The organism is Hamadaea flava (genome assembly GCF_024172085.1).
In the GTDB taxonomy this organism is placed as follows: Bacteria; Actinomycetota; Actinomycetes; order Mycobacteriales; family Micromonosporaceae; genus Hamadaea; species Hamadaea flava.
The window spans coordinates 3,832,799-3,846,018 of record NZ_JAMZDZ010000001.1 but is presented as its reverse complement, the minus strand read 5'-3'; the positions used below and the strand labels follow the sequence as shown (position 1 = coordinate 3,846,018).

Sequence of the window (13,220 nt, the reverse complement as noted above, 5' to 3'; positions counted from 1 at the left end):
TTGTGGTGTCATGGCACCGCGATTCTTCCGCTGATCATGGAAATCGACTGAAGTCGACTCGCGGAGCCGGCCACCCCTCCGCTTCGGTGCGCTTTTCGGCAGCGCCCACCCACAACGCCGCAGCCAACGCAGCGCGTCAGCGGAAGACGGCGACGAGGCAGGTGGCGAGCATGCCGCCGAGCACGGTGAGCCCGATCGCGCCGGTGTCGAGGCGCGTGGCCGCCCAGTAGTCCACCCATCGGGCGGCGAACGGGATACCGGCGAACGGGGCGAGCATGAACAGCGGCCAGCTGAGCCAGGGCGTACCGGAGACTCCGCCCGCCAGGAGGCCGACGGCGACCGCGCCGATGCCGCCGATGAGGGCGAGCGAGAGCAGCAGCGGCAACGGAAGTGCTTCGGCTCCACGGCGAGCGCGGGCGACGCGGGCGGCGGCGGAGGCGATGAGGGCGACCGGGTCGCCGGTGCCCGCTCCGGCGGCGGGGGCCGGCAGCGGGCCTGCCCGTCGCGCGCGCCAACGATGGCCCACCAGTAGTTCGGTCCAGATCCGGTCGGCTTGGCCGTCGAGGTCGGCGACGGTGGCCTCCCGGGTCGCCACGACTTCGGCGCAGGCCAGGTGGATCCGGCCGGCGGCGGCCAGGTCCTGGTCGACGACGGCTACACCGTCCAGGTAGGACTGTGTGGCGGCCGTGACGGCGACGTCGCGGCGGCGGGTCGCGGCGACCAGTTCGGCCACCAGGGCACGATATTCCGTGGCGCTCACAGGTCGACCTCGTAAGGGATGAGGATTTCCGGCGCGCGATGGGTCGCCCGGTCGAAGAACAGCCCCCGGTGCGGCCGGGGATACCAGGCGGGGCCGCCGGGCTGCGCCGACAGCGGGGCCAGCTCCTGACCGTGCACGTCCAACGCGATCCACGCGCCGATGGAGTCGAGCCGGGCGGCGATGCCGCCGAGGTCGTCGCGGAGCCGGGGCACCGACCGCCACCAGCCGAGCAGGTGCGTACGCCGCTCGGGGCCCCGGTTCAGCACGGTGCGCAGCAGGTCGTGACCGGTCGGCTCGCCGACCCCTCGTTTCGCCGCGAGCTGCGGAGCGGCCGCGTCGAGGGCGAAGACGAAGACGTAGCGGGGCCGGTCGGTGTCCAGCTGGGCCAGCTGGGTCAGCATCGGCAGCAGACTGTCCTCGTCGTGCCAGACGCATCCGGGCAGTTCGACCGCGAGCGCCTTCGCGGCCGGCTGGGCGTCCGGGTCGAGGCAGGCGACGACGAAGTCCGCCGTTCCCGGCTCGTGCTGGCGGGCCAGCGTCAGCCCGGCCGAGGTGAGGATCGCGCAGGCTTCCGGCGTACGCGTGCCGAGGACGGCCAGATTGCGCCCAGGGCTGCGGGTCAGGCGCAACGTCGCCGGTCGTCGGGCGACGTCGATGGTCTCGCCGAGCAGGGCGACCGCGCCGTCCTTGGCGAAGTCGGGCGGCGTACCGGGCAGCACCGGGAAGGCGGGCACGGCTTCGCCGTCGAACAGCCGGGGCGGGTCGAGCAGCGCGTCGGTCAGCGTCCAGAACTGCGTCTGGATCTCCTGCCAGCGCGTACGGTCTCCGGCGTCGGGCAGTTTGACGATCTGGTTCGCCCCGACCGCGCCGGAGTCGGCGTTCACGACGGCGTGATGACGCGGGATGAGTTCGGCGGCGAGGTTGGTCTCGGCCAGGATTCGGCGGGCCTTCGGCAACGCGATCCGCAGCGTGAACTGGGCGACCAGCGCCGACCGGCCCCACAGCGCCTCGATGCCGGTCACGTCCTGGCTGGCCAGGACGAGGTGGATGCCCTGGGACCGGCCTCGGCGGGCGAGGTCTTCCAGCAGGGCGACCGCCTCGGTGGTGACCGCGTCCCGTTCGCCCAGCAGGACCTGGAACTCGTCGATGACGGCCACGATCCGGGGCCAGTGTCCCTCGGGGTCCTCGGCGCGCAGCTCGGCCAGCTTGGTGGCCTCGTGCTTCTTGGCCGCCGACGCCCGCCGCTTCAGCTCGGCGGCCAGATGACGCAGCAGGGCCAGGCCGAACTCACGGTCCGAGTTGATGTTCACGCCGACGAGGCGTACCTGGGGAAGCCAGCTCGGATCGCGCGGCGAGGGAGCGAACCGCGCGAACGAGACGCCTTCCTTGAAGTCGAGCAGATGGAGTTCGAGTTCCTCGGGGGAGTATCGGCTGGTGAGCCCGGCGAGCCAGCAGTAGAGCAGGTTGGTCTTGCCGGAGCCGGACGGGCCGCCGATCAGGGCGTGCGGGGGATCGTCGCCGAGGGTCAGCTCGACCAGGTCGCCTTCGGTGCCCTCGCCGATGGGCGCGCACAGGCGCCGAGCCGACGACTCGGTCCAGAACTCGGCCGGGAGCAGGGCGTCCACCGTGGCCGGCGGCGGCCCGGCGGCCAGCTCCTTGGCGAAGCCGGTGACCAGTTCGGCCGGTGGCGGCGGATCGAGCAGGACGGTCAGATCGCCGGTCAGGCTGGTCCGCGCGGCCCACCCGTCGACGACCGAGACGGTCTGGACGTCGTCCCGAGTGGGCAGCGGAAGCCCGCGGCTGATCACGTGGACGCCGGCGGCGACGCCCGCCCGGACGACGCGATCCAGCTGCGCCTGCTGGGCGCTCGACAGGTCGGTGGAGTCGGCGAGCAGCACCAGCACCCGCCAGGGTTCCGGCCGCCGCCCCAGTACGCGAGCCGCCGCCGCCACGTTGGCGTGTTCCCCGGCGAGGACCGTCTCGTTGATGCGCTGGATCTGGGCGGCCAGTTCGTCGAGGGTGGCCGACAGCCCGCCGGGACCGACGTAGGTGGTGATCTCGGCGGCGGCCAGGGGTGCGAAGCCGGCCAGCGCGCCGCCCAGGTGACCCGGGTCGTAGATCCAGAGGCGTACGCCGCCGGCCGGGACGGAGCCGAGCATGCGAAGCAGCAGCCCGGCGATGACGCCGTCCAGGGTGGACGGATCGGGTCCGTCCAGGGCCAGGTGTGCCGCGTCCAGGACGGGCAGGAGCGCAGGCAACGGCGGATCGTGGTCGATCACGCCGGCGCGCAGCAGCCCAGGCCCCGGTACGCCGGGCGTGGCCGTCCAGGCAGGCCAGGTCTGTCCGGCCGCACCCGGTGCCGCAGTGCCCGCGAGTGCCGACAGTGCTTCGGTGACGGTGGCCGCCTCCCGGCGCAGTTTCTCCTGCGCCGCCTGGATCAGGGCGTCCCGTTCGCCTTCCAGTGCTCGATGGCGCTCCGGGCTCCGCCCGGCTACCGCATCCCGTTGCGCCTGCGCCTCGGCGTGCGCGACGGTCGCCGCCATGAGCGCCGCGCGGGCGGCAGCCCGCGCGGCGGCGAGCTCCCGGCGTACTGCGGAGACCAGTGGTCCCCGCGGGAAATCAGGAGGCACCGCCCACCGGCGTCTCGTCGGCGAGCGCGTCGACCGCGCTGCGGCGACGCGTCGGGTCGCCCACGCGCAGGGCCCGGCGCATCGTCGAGTCGGCAGCGGCGTTACGGCGACGCTGCTCCTCCTCGACGACGGCGTGCAGTTCGCTCGCGCCCCGGCCGGTGGCGGCCAGCAATCCGGCGGTGATCAGCACCACGGCGGCCGCGGCGTCGACCGGATGCGTGGGTGAGCCTTCGGTCCGCCGCTGCGGGGTCGCGTGACAGATCCGGGCGACGATCTCCTCGCCCGCCTCCGCGGGCAGCTCCGGCAGCAGTCCGGTGTGGACCAGGGCCGCTCGGCGTACCCTCGCCAGATCTTCGAGCCGCGGCGGGTGCCCGACCAGCTCCGCCGCGAGGTGCCGCAGCAGGGGCGGGGCGACCGCGGCGAGGCCGAGACCCACGGCCGGGCCGGCCGAGCCCAGCTCGCGGTGCAGCTTGGCCGGGCGTTCGTCGAGCGTCGCGGAGACGCAGCGGCGCAAGAGGTCTACGCTCGTCGCCGCCGGATCGTCAGCGGAACGAAGTGAGGTGCCTCGATCCGGCACCGCCGGCACGGTCCGGTCCTCCGTGCTGCCCGAGGTGATCAGGTCGTCGAGCGTGTCCCGGGCGGCCAGCGTGCGGACGCGCTCGGCCCACCAGTCGCTCAGCGGCACGTCGGCCGAGCGGCCCTGGGTCGGCACCAAGGGTGCGCCGGCGCCCCATGGCTGCGCGGTCCCCACCGAGTCCGCGGCCAGACCCAGCGCCAACGCGTACGCGTCGAGCGCGTCGTGCGCCGAACGCATCAGGCCGGCGGCGGATTCGAGGCGGTCGGCCGCCCCGCCCAACTGCGGTACGCGCTGCGGGTCGCCGGTGGCGTGCATGACCCAGGCGAGCAGCCCGCCGGCCATCCGCAGTCGTTCGGCCGCCGCGCGTACCTCGGCGATGGGCAGGTCTTCTCGGACGATCCGGAGCTGGTCGCCGAGATCCTGAACGAGACTCATCACAACCCCGCTACGTATGTCTGGGCCTGGTCGACCGCGGTCAAGGTGGCGGTAAGGCATTCCTCGAGCTCGTTCGTCGCCTGGGCCAGGGCGGCCTGAGCGGCGGTGACGTTGTCGTGGCCGGAGCCCTCGACCGCCACCGCCAGGCTCAGCTGTGCCTCGCCCAGCCGATCGTTGGCCGCGCGAACGGCATCTTGGCTCTCCTGCACGTGCAGCATGGCGGCGTCAATGGCCGCCTTGACCTCCGCGACGCTCGCCACGGCACCTCCCGGGGGTGGATACGTGCAGTTTTACACCAATTTGTCCGTTAGTATTCCGCGCGACTCCAGCGTTGCGTAACGGCGACACGCCGATTCACGAAGCTCAACGAACCGTGGCGAGGGTTGGTACCGGGTCGTCTTCCGTCACACCACCCAGCCTTGGCGTCCGTAGCACCCACCGCACGGCGGCCGGCGCGTAGTGGCCCGCGACCAGCATCAGCGCCGCGACGACGAGCCAGCCCCAGCCGCCGGTGTTCACCGCCAGCACGGTGAGCCCGGCGGGGGCGAGCGACTGCTGCGCCTGGCCGCCGAGCCGGAACAATCCGGTGTACTCGCCGCGCCGGTTCTCCGGCGGCACGCTCGCCGTGATGCCCCAGGCGCCGGCCGACTGCGTCAATTCGCCCACCGTGAGCATCACCGTCCCCAGCGCGAGCACGGCGATGGTCAGCGGGCCGGCGGTCAGGGCGGCCGTGCCGAGCAGCAGCGCCGCGGCGGCCACGCTGAATCCGCTGCGGCGCAGGGCCTTCGCCGCACCGGCTGGGGTCTCGCTGCCTCGGCTGGCGCGTACCTGGAAGGCCACGGCGAGCACGGTGTTCACCATGAACAGCGCGGGCACCACCACCGCCGGCGCGTCCGTACGGCTCAGCGTCCACAGCGGAAGCACGACGCCGAACAGCGTCTGGTGCGCCTGGAGCACCCCGTTCACACCGCTCAGCGCGAGGAACGGCCGATCCTTCAGCACCGCGAAGGCCGACGTCCGCGGCGCGCTCCCGATCGCGGTCACCCGCGGCAGGCGGGCGATCAGCAGCGCGGTCACCATCAGGACCGCGCCGTTGACCAGGACGAGGGTGAGGTACGCCGACCGGGTGCCGACGGCGAGGGCGAGCCCGGACAGGGCGGCCCCCGCGGTGAACCCGACGTTGAGCGCGCTGCGCTGGTACGCCAGGGCGCGTACCCGCTCCTCTGGCGGCAACGCCTGCAGGGTGTAGACGTGCTTGGCCGTCCCGGTCAGCAGATCGGTCACGGCGAGCAGGCAGGCGACCCCGAGGAACGCCGCGAACGACCCCGCCAGCGGGTATGCCAGGAAGAGCAGCGCTTCGGCGACGCCCGCCACGATCCAGGTACGCCGGGCGCCGTACCGGTCGACGAGCGCGCCCAGCGGCACCGAGCCGAGGACGGTCAGCGCGCCCGCGACGGACAGCCCGATGCCGACCTGGGTGGCGGAGAGCCCGAGGAACCGGGTGAAGAAGACGGCGCTGCCGGCCTGGAAGACGCCGGAGCCGGTGGCGTACACGATCGAGCGGATGGTGAGGGCGCGGGTGACGCCGGGCGGGGGGACGATCTGCATGCTCACCAGCCAACACTGGCGACTACTCTGGGCATATCCTTTTCGTCCGAGCTAAAAGGTGGTCGCTGTGAGTGAGGTGCGGTTCGAGGTCGGCGACCTGACCGACGTCCGCTTCTGCACCTCGCCGCTGTGGGAGACGGTCTTCTCCGTCCGGGCGTACGCCGACCCCGGCCGGTTTCCGGCGCTGAGCCCCTGGTTCCGGGCGGTACGCGAAGCGCTGGCGGCGGACGCCGCCGGGGCGGAGCACTGGGCGTACCTGGCCGAGTTCGTCCGGCCCGGTTCGTGGATGCCCGACTTCCTCACGCCACCGCCGCCCGGCCGTCATGGCGACATCCGCGAGGAGCTGGCCGGCGTCCTCGCCACGTCGCCGGCGACCGTGCGAGCCGACATCCTGTCCTGCGCCAAGTGGACGCCGATCAGCGGGACCGCCCGAGCCGCCGCGGACCGCCCCGAGGACGTGCTGCCCAAGCTGGGCACCGCGATCGAGGCGTGGCACCGGATCGCCATCGCCCCCCACTGGCCCCGGATGCAGGCGCTGCTCGACGGCGACATCGCGTACCGCACGCGGCAGTTGTCCCGGGGCGGGCTGCGGCTGCTCTTCGAGACGCTCGCGCCGAACACCCGCTGGGAAGGCGATCGGCTCATCTGCGAAGACCCGTGGGACCTGCGGCTGACCGTCGCCGGGCGGGGCCTGCCGCTGATGCCCAGCGTGTTCGCCGACCGACGGCTGCTCTGCACCGTCCGGGACGAGTCCCAGCCGGCCGGCGTCTACCCGGTACGCGCGGTCGGGACGCTGTGGTCGGCCGCGTCCGGCGTCGGCGGGGCCGCCCTCGGCCGGGTGCTCGGCCCGGCCCGTGCCGAAGTGTTCACGCTGCTGATCGGGCCGGCCACGACGACGGATCTGGCTCGGCGTACCGGGCTGTCGGTGGGTGCGGTCTCCCAGCACCTGACGGCGCTCCGCGAAGCCGGTCTGGCCCGCCGCGCCCGCCACGGCCGCGAGGTCTACTACGAGGCCAGCTCGGTCGGCAACGAGCTGCTGCGCGTCAACGGACTCGCCTGAACCGTCAGCGTGTACGCCGCCGCCCGGCGACGACGAGCACGGCGCCCGAGACCAGGATGATCGCCCCGGCGACGAGCAGCCGGGCGGTGTGCTGACCGGTGTTCGCCAGCTCCGGCACGTCGAGCACGAAGGTTCCGGCCGGCACCTTGACCGGGCCCTTGCTGGTGTCCACGACGATCGTGTAGTACGGGTCCTTGACCGTCTTGCCGCAGGTCGGTTTCGGCATGTGCAGCTGGTAGGTGCCGTCGGCGACGGCGTCGAAGGTGGCTGTCCCGTCCGGGCCCGTCGTGGTCGTGATCGGCTTACCGTCGCCGCCGACGATCGGCGTGCCATCGGCCGTATGCAGGTTGACGGCGGCCGGACACGTCTCGGTCACGCCGGCGACGGGGACGACGACCGGCACGGCCTTGGCGGCGAGCCAGAGCTGGTAGACGGGCGCCCCGATCAGCCGGGAGAAGCGGAGGGTCAGCGTCTTGATCGCGGTCGTCGGCTGGAACCAGGCCGCCGCCCCGAAGGTGTCCAGGGTGTTGCCGACGAGCGTGCTGGTGTCGGCCGACCACGTCGGCAGGTCGGTGAACGGTCCCGGCCCGGTGCACCCGGCCGGCTTCGGCGCGTACGCGCAATAGTTGAACGCGCCCTGGAACCCGAGATCGGCGGGGGAGACCGGGTCGCCGTCGCCGTCGGTGGCCGAGATCGTCAGGGTGTCGGCGTCGAGGTCGCCGATCACGAACGCCCAGTTCTTCGCTGGAGTCGCCGAGTCGAAGGTGACCGTCGTCGTCGAGGTGTCGAAGCCCGTCGCGGTGCTGACGTTCAGATACGTGCGTCCCTGCGAGCTGCCGTACGCCTGCCCCGGCGGCGTCTGCGGGCCGAGGAAGGTGTTCGCGCCGGACGGAACGGCCACCGTGGAGGCGTTCGAGGCGACCTGGGCGACCGGGAAGCCGGCGGCCGGCGTACCGGTGGCCTGCCAGGCTCCGCTGCTGCCGGACCGCGACCACTCGGCGTAGCTGCCGTTGGCGGCGGCGTACGCCGCTTCCGGCAGAGCCAGCACAGCCACGGCAATCGTCACGATCGCGGCAAAACGGGTACGCACATCGAGATCAACGCCCGCCGTGAACAGCGGTTACTGCGTGTACTGCGTGGCCCCCGCCGCCGCTCGAGCCCGGGCCCGCCGCCGTCGCCGGGTGACCACCCACCACATGAGCCAGATGAACAGGCCGATGAACAACAGCACCAGGACCGGGATGATGATCGCGACCACGGAGAGAGTGACGCTGGTGGCGTCCTCGGCGGTCGACACGACCGGCGTCCCGAAGCCGAGGGTCAGCGTGTTGACCACCGGGCGGGCTGCTGCCTTGGTCAGGTGCACCGTCCCGGCCAGGATGATCCCGATCAGCATCGGAACCCATTGCTTGGACTCGAAGAAGCTCCCCGGGTCGGTGACGGTCACCGTCTCCGACGTCGAGCCGGCGGTGAACGCCAGGCCGCCGGCGGTGGGGCGGACGACCGTCTGGATGACGTCGTTGGCGTGATCGACCAGCGGCACCTTGTCGGCCACCAGCTCGACCGCGAGCAGGACCGCCAGGATGATCAGGACCCAGCCGTTGCTCAGCCACTTCCAGCTGTCGGGCAGGGTGATCAGGTTGGTGTACCGGTCGAGCAGGCCGATCGCCAGGAGCGGGATGTAGGCGTTGAGCCCGGCCGCCCCGGCCAGGCCCGTCCCGGTGAGGGCTTCAAGCACGACTTCAGGATGCCAGGCCGAATCCAGTCCCGCAGGACAGACGATAGGCTCGCATCGTGCGATTGGTGATTGCTCGGTGTTCAGTGGACTATGTCGGACGACTCGCGGCGCATCTGCCGAGTGCCACCCGGTTGATCATGGTGAAGGCGGACGGGTCGGTCTCCATCCACGCCGACGATCGCGCGTACAAGCCGCTGAACTGGATGAGCCCGCCCTGCAAGCTCGCCGAGAACGACGGCGTCTGGCGCGTGGTCAACAAGGCGGGCGAGGAGCTGCGGATCACCCTGGAGGAGGTCTTCAGCGACAGCTCGCACGAGCTGGGCATCGACCCGGGTCTCCAGAAGGACGGCGTAGAGGCGCATCTCCAGCAGCTGCTCGCCGCTCAGCCCGAGACCTTCGGGATCGGCTACTCGCTCGTCCGCCGGGAGCACATGACCGCGATCGGCCCGGTCGACCTGCTCTGCCGGGACGGCGGCGGGGCGCACGTCGCAGTCGAGATCAAGCGGCGTGGCGAGATCGACGGGGTGGAGCAGCTCACCCGCTACCTCGAGCTGATGAACCGCGACCCGCTGTTGGCCCCGGTCGCCGGGATCTTCGCGGCGCAGGAGATCAAGCCCCAGGCCCGGGTGCTCGCCGAGGACCGGGGCATCCGTTGCGTCGTCGTGGACTACGACCGGCTACGGGGCTTCGTCAAGGACGAGCTGACCCTCTTCTGAGGCTCCCTGGACGGGTCTACACCGATTTGCCGTAGTCGATAGAGTCTCGGCATGGACAACGCCGGTTGGCCGGATCCGGCCGTTGCGCGTACCACTGGGGAGTTCGTGGCCGCGATGCGCGGTCTGAAGCGGGCGTCGGGACTGGGCTACCGCGCACTGGAGAAGGCCGCGGGTGGCGCGTTGCCCCGCAGTACGCTCACCGCGATCCTCGCGCGGGAGACGTTGCCGCGGTCGGAGGTGGTCGAGGCGCTGGCGCGGGCGTGCGGGCTGCCGGAGGACGAGGTCGACCGGTGGCGGGCAGCGTGGCGGCGGATCGCCACCGAGGCCGAACTGCCGGTGTCTGCCGCAACCGAACGCTCAGCGCTCGCGCGCCAAGCGACCAGGCCCCCAGTTGCTGAGCCCTCGGTAGTCGAGCCTTCAGCGGTTAAGCCGTCAGCCGACCGGCGATTGCCGGCTGAACCGTCAGGCGCCGAACCGCTTGCTGCCGAGTCACCCGATACGCACCGGCCTGCCGCTGACCGGCCTGGGCCTGGCTCGGCCGCCGCTGCGCCGGGGCGGGCGGAACCGAGGGGCGGGCTGGCAGCGTTGGTGCCGCCCGCGATCCTGTCCGGGAGCTGGCCGCTGCGGGCGCTGGCGGTCGTGCTGGTCGTGATCGTCGGGCTGGTCGTCGCGGGCGCGATCACCACGACGATTCGAGACCTGGCGGCGTCGTCGGCGACCTCACCGGAACCGACGGGCGTGCCGACCGGGCCGCCGACCGACCTGCCGAGTGGCGAAGGCACTGGGCTGACGACGCTGACGACACGTGGGGGCGGCGGCTGGACGGTGCTCCGAACCGGCGACGCGACGCTGCCCGACGAGCAGAGCATGGACTTCGAGACGATGACCGTCGGACCGGAGGTACCGGGCTGGGACGCGCGACTGAGTGAGCGGGGCCTGAAGATCAGCGCGCCGAAGGGGGTGTCCATCCTCGGCGGCACCGGTCCCGAGACTGCCGAACGCTGTACGCAGTCCCCGCCGGACCAATGGGACAGCCAGGCCGGGCCGGTGAACGCGCTGATGCCGGGCGCGTCGATCTGCGTGGCCACCGATGCGGGCCGGACCGTGCTGCTCACGGTGCTCCGGGCCCCCGACAGCGTCACGCCCGACCTGGTCTTCCACTACACCGTCTGGCAGCGCTCCTGAGCAGAACCGTCTGGCGGCGCCCGTGAGCGGAACCGTCTGGCAGCGCTCCTGAGCGGAACCGTCTGGCAGCGCCCGTGAGCGGAGCCTTCTGCCAGCGCTCCTGAGTGGACGGCCGGGCGGCTGAGCGGTCAGCGGGAGCGGCCGTGCATCAGCCGCACGATCCGCTCGGCCAGCGCCACGCTCTTCTCCGTGTGCCGGTAGGTGAGCAGCGGTATGACGCTGGGCAGCCGGCGCTTGGCGATGGAGGAGGCGCGGGCGAACTCGCGCAGGCCGTCCTGGCCGTGGATGCGGCCGAACCCGGACTGTCCCACGCCGCCGAACGGCAGGGCGGGCAGCACCGCGAAGGCGAAGGTGGAGTTGACCGCGACCATGCCGGCCCGCAGCTGACGGGCCAGGGCCACGCCGTGCCGCTTGGCGAAGACCGCGCCGCCGAGCCCGTATGGGACGGCGTTGGCCTTGGCGACCGCCTCGTCCATGGACTTGACCTTCGCGACCGTCATCGTCGGGCCGAACGTCTCCTCGCACACCGCCGGGTTCGACTCGGGCACGTCGACGAGGATCGTCGGGCGGGCCACCGGACCGCGTACCGAGTCGGGGCCGCCGAGCAGCGCCCGGCCGCCGTCGGCCAGCGCGGCGTCGATGTGGCGGCGAATCGTCTCGCGCTGCCCCGGCATGGTGATCGGGCCGATGTCCTGCGTCGGATCCTCGCCGTAACTCAGCTTCTCCGCGTCGGCCACGAGCATCTGGAGGAACTGGTCGTAGACCTTCTCGTGCACGTAGACGCGTTCGATGCCGACACAGGACTGCCCGGCGTTGGTCATCGCGCCCCACAGCGCGGCGTCGGCGGCGGCTCGCACGTCGGCGTCGGCGTCCACCAGGAGGGCGTCCTTGCCGCCGCACTCCACCAGGACGGGAGTCAGCGACTCGGCACAGGCCGCCATGACCTTCTTGCCGGTCCCGGTCGAGCCGGTGAAGGCCAGCTTGTCGACGCCGGACCGGCACAGAGTCGCGCCGACGTCGCCGAGTCCGTGCACGATCTGCAGGACCGGGTGCTCGGGAACGACCTCCTGGAAGAGGTCGACGTACCACTGGCCGACGGCCGGGGTGTACTCGCTGGGCTTGAACACCACGGCGTTGCCCGCTGCGAGGGCGTACGCGATCGAGCCCATCGGGGTGAACAGCGGGTAGTTCCACGGGCCGATGACGCCGACCACGCCGTACGGCCGGTACTCCAGGCGACCGGCGTACTCCGGCTGCAACAGCGAACCGCCGACGCGGCGCGGGCCGAGCACCTTGCGGGCGTGCTTGGCCGCCCACGCGATGTGCTCGACCGTCACGAAGATCTCCATCGTGGCGTCGATGCGTGGTTTGCCGCCTTCGGCCACCATCAGGGCGGCCAAGTCCCCGATGCGCTGGGTCATCAGGCTCCGGAAGCGCAGCAGACGGCGTTTGCGTTCGGCGTACCCGAGCTGCTCCCACCAGAGGCCGGCCGCGCGGGCACGCTCGACCGCCGCCGCCACGTCCGCCGGTGCGGCGACCGGGAACCGGGCGACCTCCTCGCCGGTCGCTGGGCTCGTCGAGACGAGGTGCCCGTCGACGATCCCGCTGGCGCCGGGGACGATGCCGCTCGCGCCGGGGACCTGCGTGAGCGCGGAGCCTTCACTGGTAGCCGTCACGGCGCGAATTCTAGTCCTACTCGTCGGTAACGCGAAAGATACTCACTCGTAGTGAGCTAGGCGTGTTGATCATGGGCTTTACCGCCTCGCCACGCCGTCGAGACCACGGTTACTCCATGATCAACGGGAGTGGGTGGGAGGGAGGTGGGCGGCGAGGATCTCGGCGGCGACGACGGCGGCCGGGCGCAGCTCGCCACGCTGATGGCGATCGACGAAGCGCTGTCGTTCGGCGAACTCGGCGGACCGGATCTCGGCCTGCATGCCGGTGTCGATCACGCCCGGGTTCACGCTCACCGCGCTGACCAGGTCGTCCCGGCCCTCCGCCGTCACATGGGCGAAGAACTCCTCGCCGCCCCGCTTAGTCGCCGAGTACGCGGACCAGCCGCTGATGACGTGGTGCGCCGCACCGCTGGAGACGAACAGGATCCGCAGCGGTACGCCGTGCGGCCGGGCCGCGACGGCCGCGTTGGTGAGCAGCATCGGCGCGGTCAGGTTGACGGCGACCGACCGGATCAGCGCGTCCGGGTCGAGCGCGCCGACCTCGCCGATGGGCTCGATGACGGCCGCGTTGTGCAGGAGCACGGCCTCGGTCGCGCCCACGAAGAACTTCGCGAGTTCGGCCGCGTCGGGCAGGCTCGCCGGGTCGGCCAGGTCGCAGGTCCGGGTGGTGATCTGCGGGTGTTCGAGATGCTCGGCGGGAAACGATCGGGCGAGGGCCAGCAGCCGGACGCCCGGCTCGGCCGCGAGCTGATCGACGAATGCCTGTCCGAGGCCCCGATTGGTACCGGTGATCACCACATGGCGCATGGCGTCAGCGTAAACCGGTGTGGTTCCG

At 72.0% G+C, this 13,220-nt stretch carries 12 protein-coding genes; 3 read left to right on the top strand and 9 right to left on the bottom strand.

Annotated elements, in window-relative coordinates:
* Nucleotides 1–136 precede the first annotated feature (136 nt).
* The 5 genes from HDA40_RS17985 to HDA40_RS17965 all read right to left on the bottom strand — a co-directional run bounded on the left by HDA40_RS17985 (nt 137) and on the right by HDA40_RS17965 (nt 6,010).
* Complete coding sequence (locus HDA40_RS17985) at nt 137–760, bottom strand: hypothetical protein (RefSeq protein WP_253757346.1); 624 nt, start codon at nt 758–760, stop codon at nt 137–139.
* Entirely contained in the window at nt 757–3,390 is a 2,634-nt protein-coding gene (locus tag HDA40_RS17980) for an FtsK/SpoIIIE domain-containing protein (RefSeq protein WP_253757344.1), read from the bottom strand. The genes HDA40_RS17985 and HDA40_RS17980 overlap by 4 nt, the downstream gene beginning before the upstream one ends.
* Nucleotides 3,380–4,402 (bottom strand): hypothetical protein, encoded by a 1,023-nt coding sequence (locus HDA40_RS17975; RefSeq protein ID WP_253757342.1) that lies wholly within the window; start codon nt 4,400–4,402, stop codon nt 3,380–3,382. The genes HDA40_RS17980 and HDA40_RS17975 overlap by 11 nt, the downstream gene beginning before the upstream one ends.
* Entirely contained in the window at nt 4,402–4,662 is a 261-nt protein-coding gene (locus HDA40_RS17970) for a hypothetical protein (protein WP_253757331.1), read from the bottom strand. The genes HDA40_RS17975 and HDA40_RS17970 overlap by 1 nt, the downstream gene beginning before the upstream one ends.
* A 103-nt stretch (nt 4,663–4,765) precedes the next feature.
* On the bottom strand, nt 4,766–6,010 hold the full coding sequence (locus tag HDA40_RS17965; protein ID WP_253757329.1) for an MFS transporter: 1,245 nt from the start codon (nt 6,008–6,010) through the stop codon (nt 4,766–4,768).
* Nucleotides 6,011–6,077: 67 nt separating this feature from the next.
* Between HDA40_RS17965 and HDA40_RS42155 the strand changes: the two genes are divergently transcribed.
* On the top strand, nt 6,078–7,070 hold the full coding sequence (locus HDA40_RS42155; RefSeq protein WP_253757327.1) for an ArsR/SmtB family transcription factor: 993 nt from the start codon (nt 6,078–6,080) through the stop codon (nt 7,068–7,070).
* 4 nt (nt 7,071–7,074) lie between these two features.
* Here the strand turns inward: HDA40_RS42155 and HDA40_RS17955 are convergent, their stop codons facing one another.
* Both HDA40_RS17955 and HDA40_RS17950 read right to left on the bottom strand, forming a co-directional pair.
* Complete coding sequence (locus HDA40_RS17955) at nt 7,075–8,136, bottom strand: hypothetical protein (protein ID WP_253757324.1); 1,062 nt, start codon at nt 8,134–8,136, stop codon at nt 7,075–7,077.
* 54 nt (nt 8,137–8,190) lie between these two features.
* Nucleotides 8,191–8,808: a DUF4126 domain-containing protein gene (locus HDA40_RS17950; protein WP_253757323.1), complete on the bottom strand. Its 618-nt coding sequence runs from the start codon at nt 8,806–8,808 to the stop codon at nt 8,191–8,193.
* A gap of 56 nt (nt 8,809–8,864) precedes the next feature.
* On the opposite strand from HDA40_RS17950, the gene nucS reads away from it, so the two are divergent.
* The gene (gene nucS / locus HDA40_RS17945) at nt 8,865–9,524 is read left to right on the top strand and encodes an endonuclease NucS (protein ID WP_253757321.1); all 660 of its coding nucleotides are present in this window, start codon (nt 8,865–8,867) and stop codon (nt 9,522–9,524) included.
* 51 nt (nt 9,525–9,575) lie between these two features.
* Nucleotides 9,576–10,709: a helix-turn-helix domain-containing protein gene (locus tag HDA40_RS17940; protein WP_253757319.1), complete on the top strand. Its 1,134-nt coding sequence runs from the start codon at nt 9,576–9,578 to the stop codon at nt 10,707–10,709.
* Nucleotides 10,710–10,837: 128 nt separating this feature from the next.
* On the opposite strand, the gene HDA40_RS17935 is transcribed toward HDA40_RS17940, so the two are convergent.
* Together HDA40_RS17935 and HDA40_RS17930 are read right to left on the bottom strand one after the other, a co-directional pair.
* Nucleotides 10,838–12,385: an aldehyde dehydrogenase family protein gene (locus HDA40_RS17935; protein ID WP_372502886.1), complete on the bottom strand. Its 1,548-nt coding sequence runs from the start codon at nt 12,383–12,385 to the stop codon at nt 10,838–10,840.
* A 120-nt stretch (nt 12,386–12,505) separates the two neighbouring features.
* Nucleotides 12,506–13,192, bottom strand: coding sequence for an SDR family NAD(P)-dependent oxidoreductase (locus HDA40_RS17930; protein ID WP_253757317.1), 687 nt, complete (start codon nt 13,190–13,192; stop codon nt 12,506–12,508).
* Between the last annotated feature and the right edge of the window lie 28 nt (nt 13,193–13,220).

What these genes read in the sequence shown, in the direction of transcription:
- HDA40_RS17940 (WP_253757319.1), top strand. Translation starts at nt 9,576, where the DNA reads ATGGACAACGCCGGTTGGCCGGATCCGGCCGTTGCGCGTACCACTGGG.
- HDA40_RS17930 (WP_253757317.1), bottom strand. Translation starts at nt 13,192, where the DNA reads ATGCGCCATGTGGTGATCACCGGTACCAATCGGGGCCTCGGACAGGCA.
- HDA40_RS17975 (WP_253757342.1), bottom strand. Translation starts at nt 4,402, where the DNA reads ATGAGTCTCGTTCAGGATCTCGGCGACCAGCTCCGGATCGTCCGAGAA.
- HDA40_RS17965 (WP_253757329.1), bottom strand. Translation starts at nt 6,010, where the DNA reads ATGCAGATCGTCCCCCCGCCCGGCGTCACCCGCGCCCTCACCATCCGC.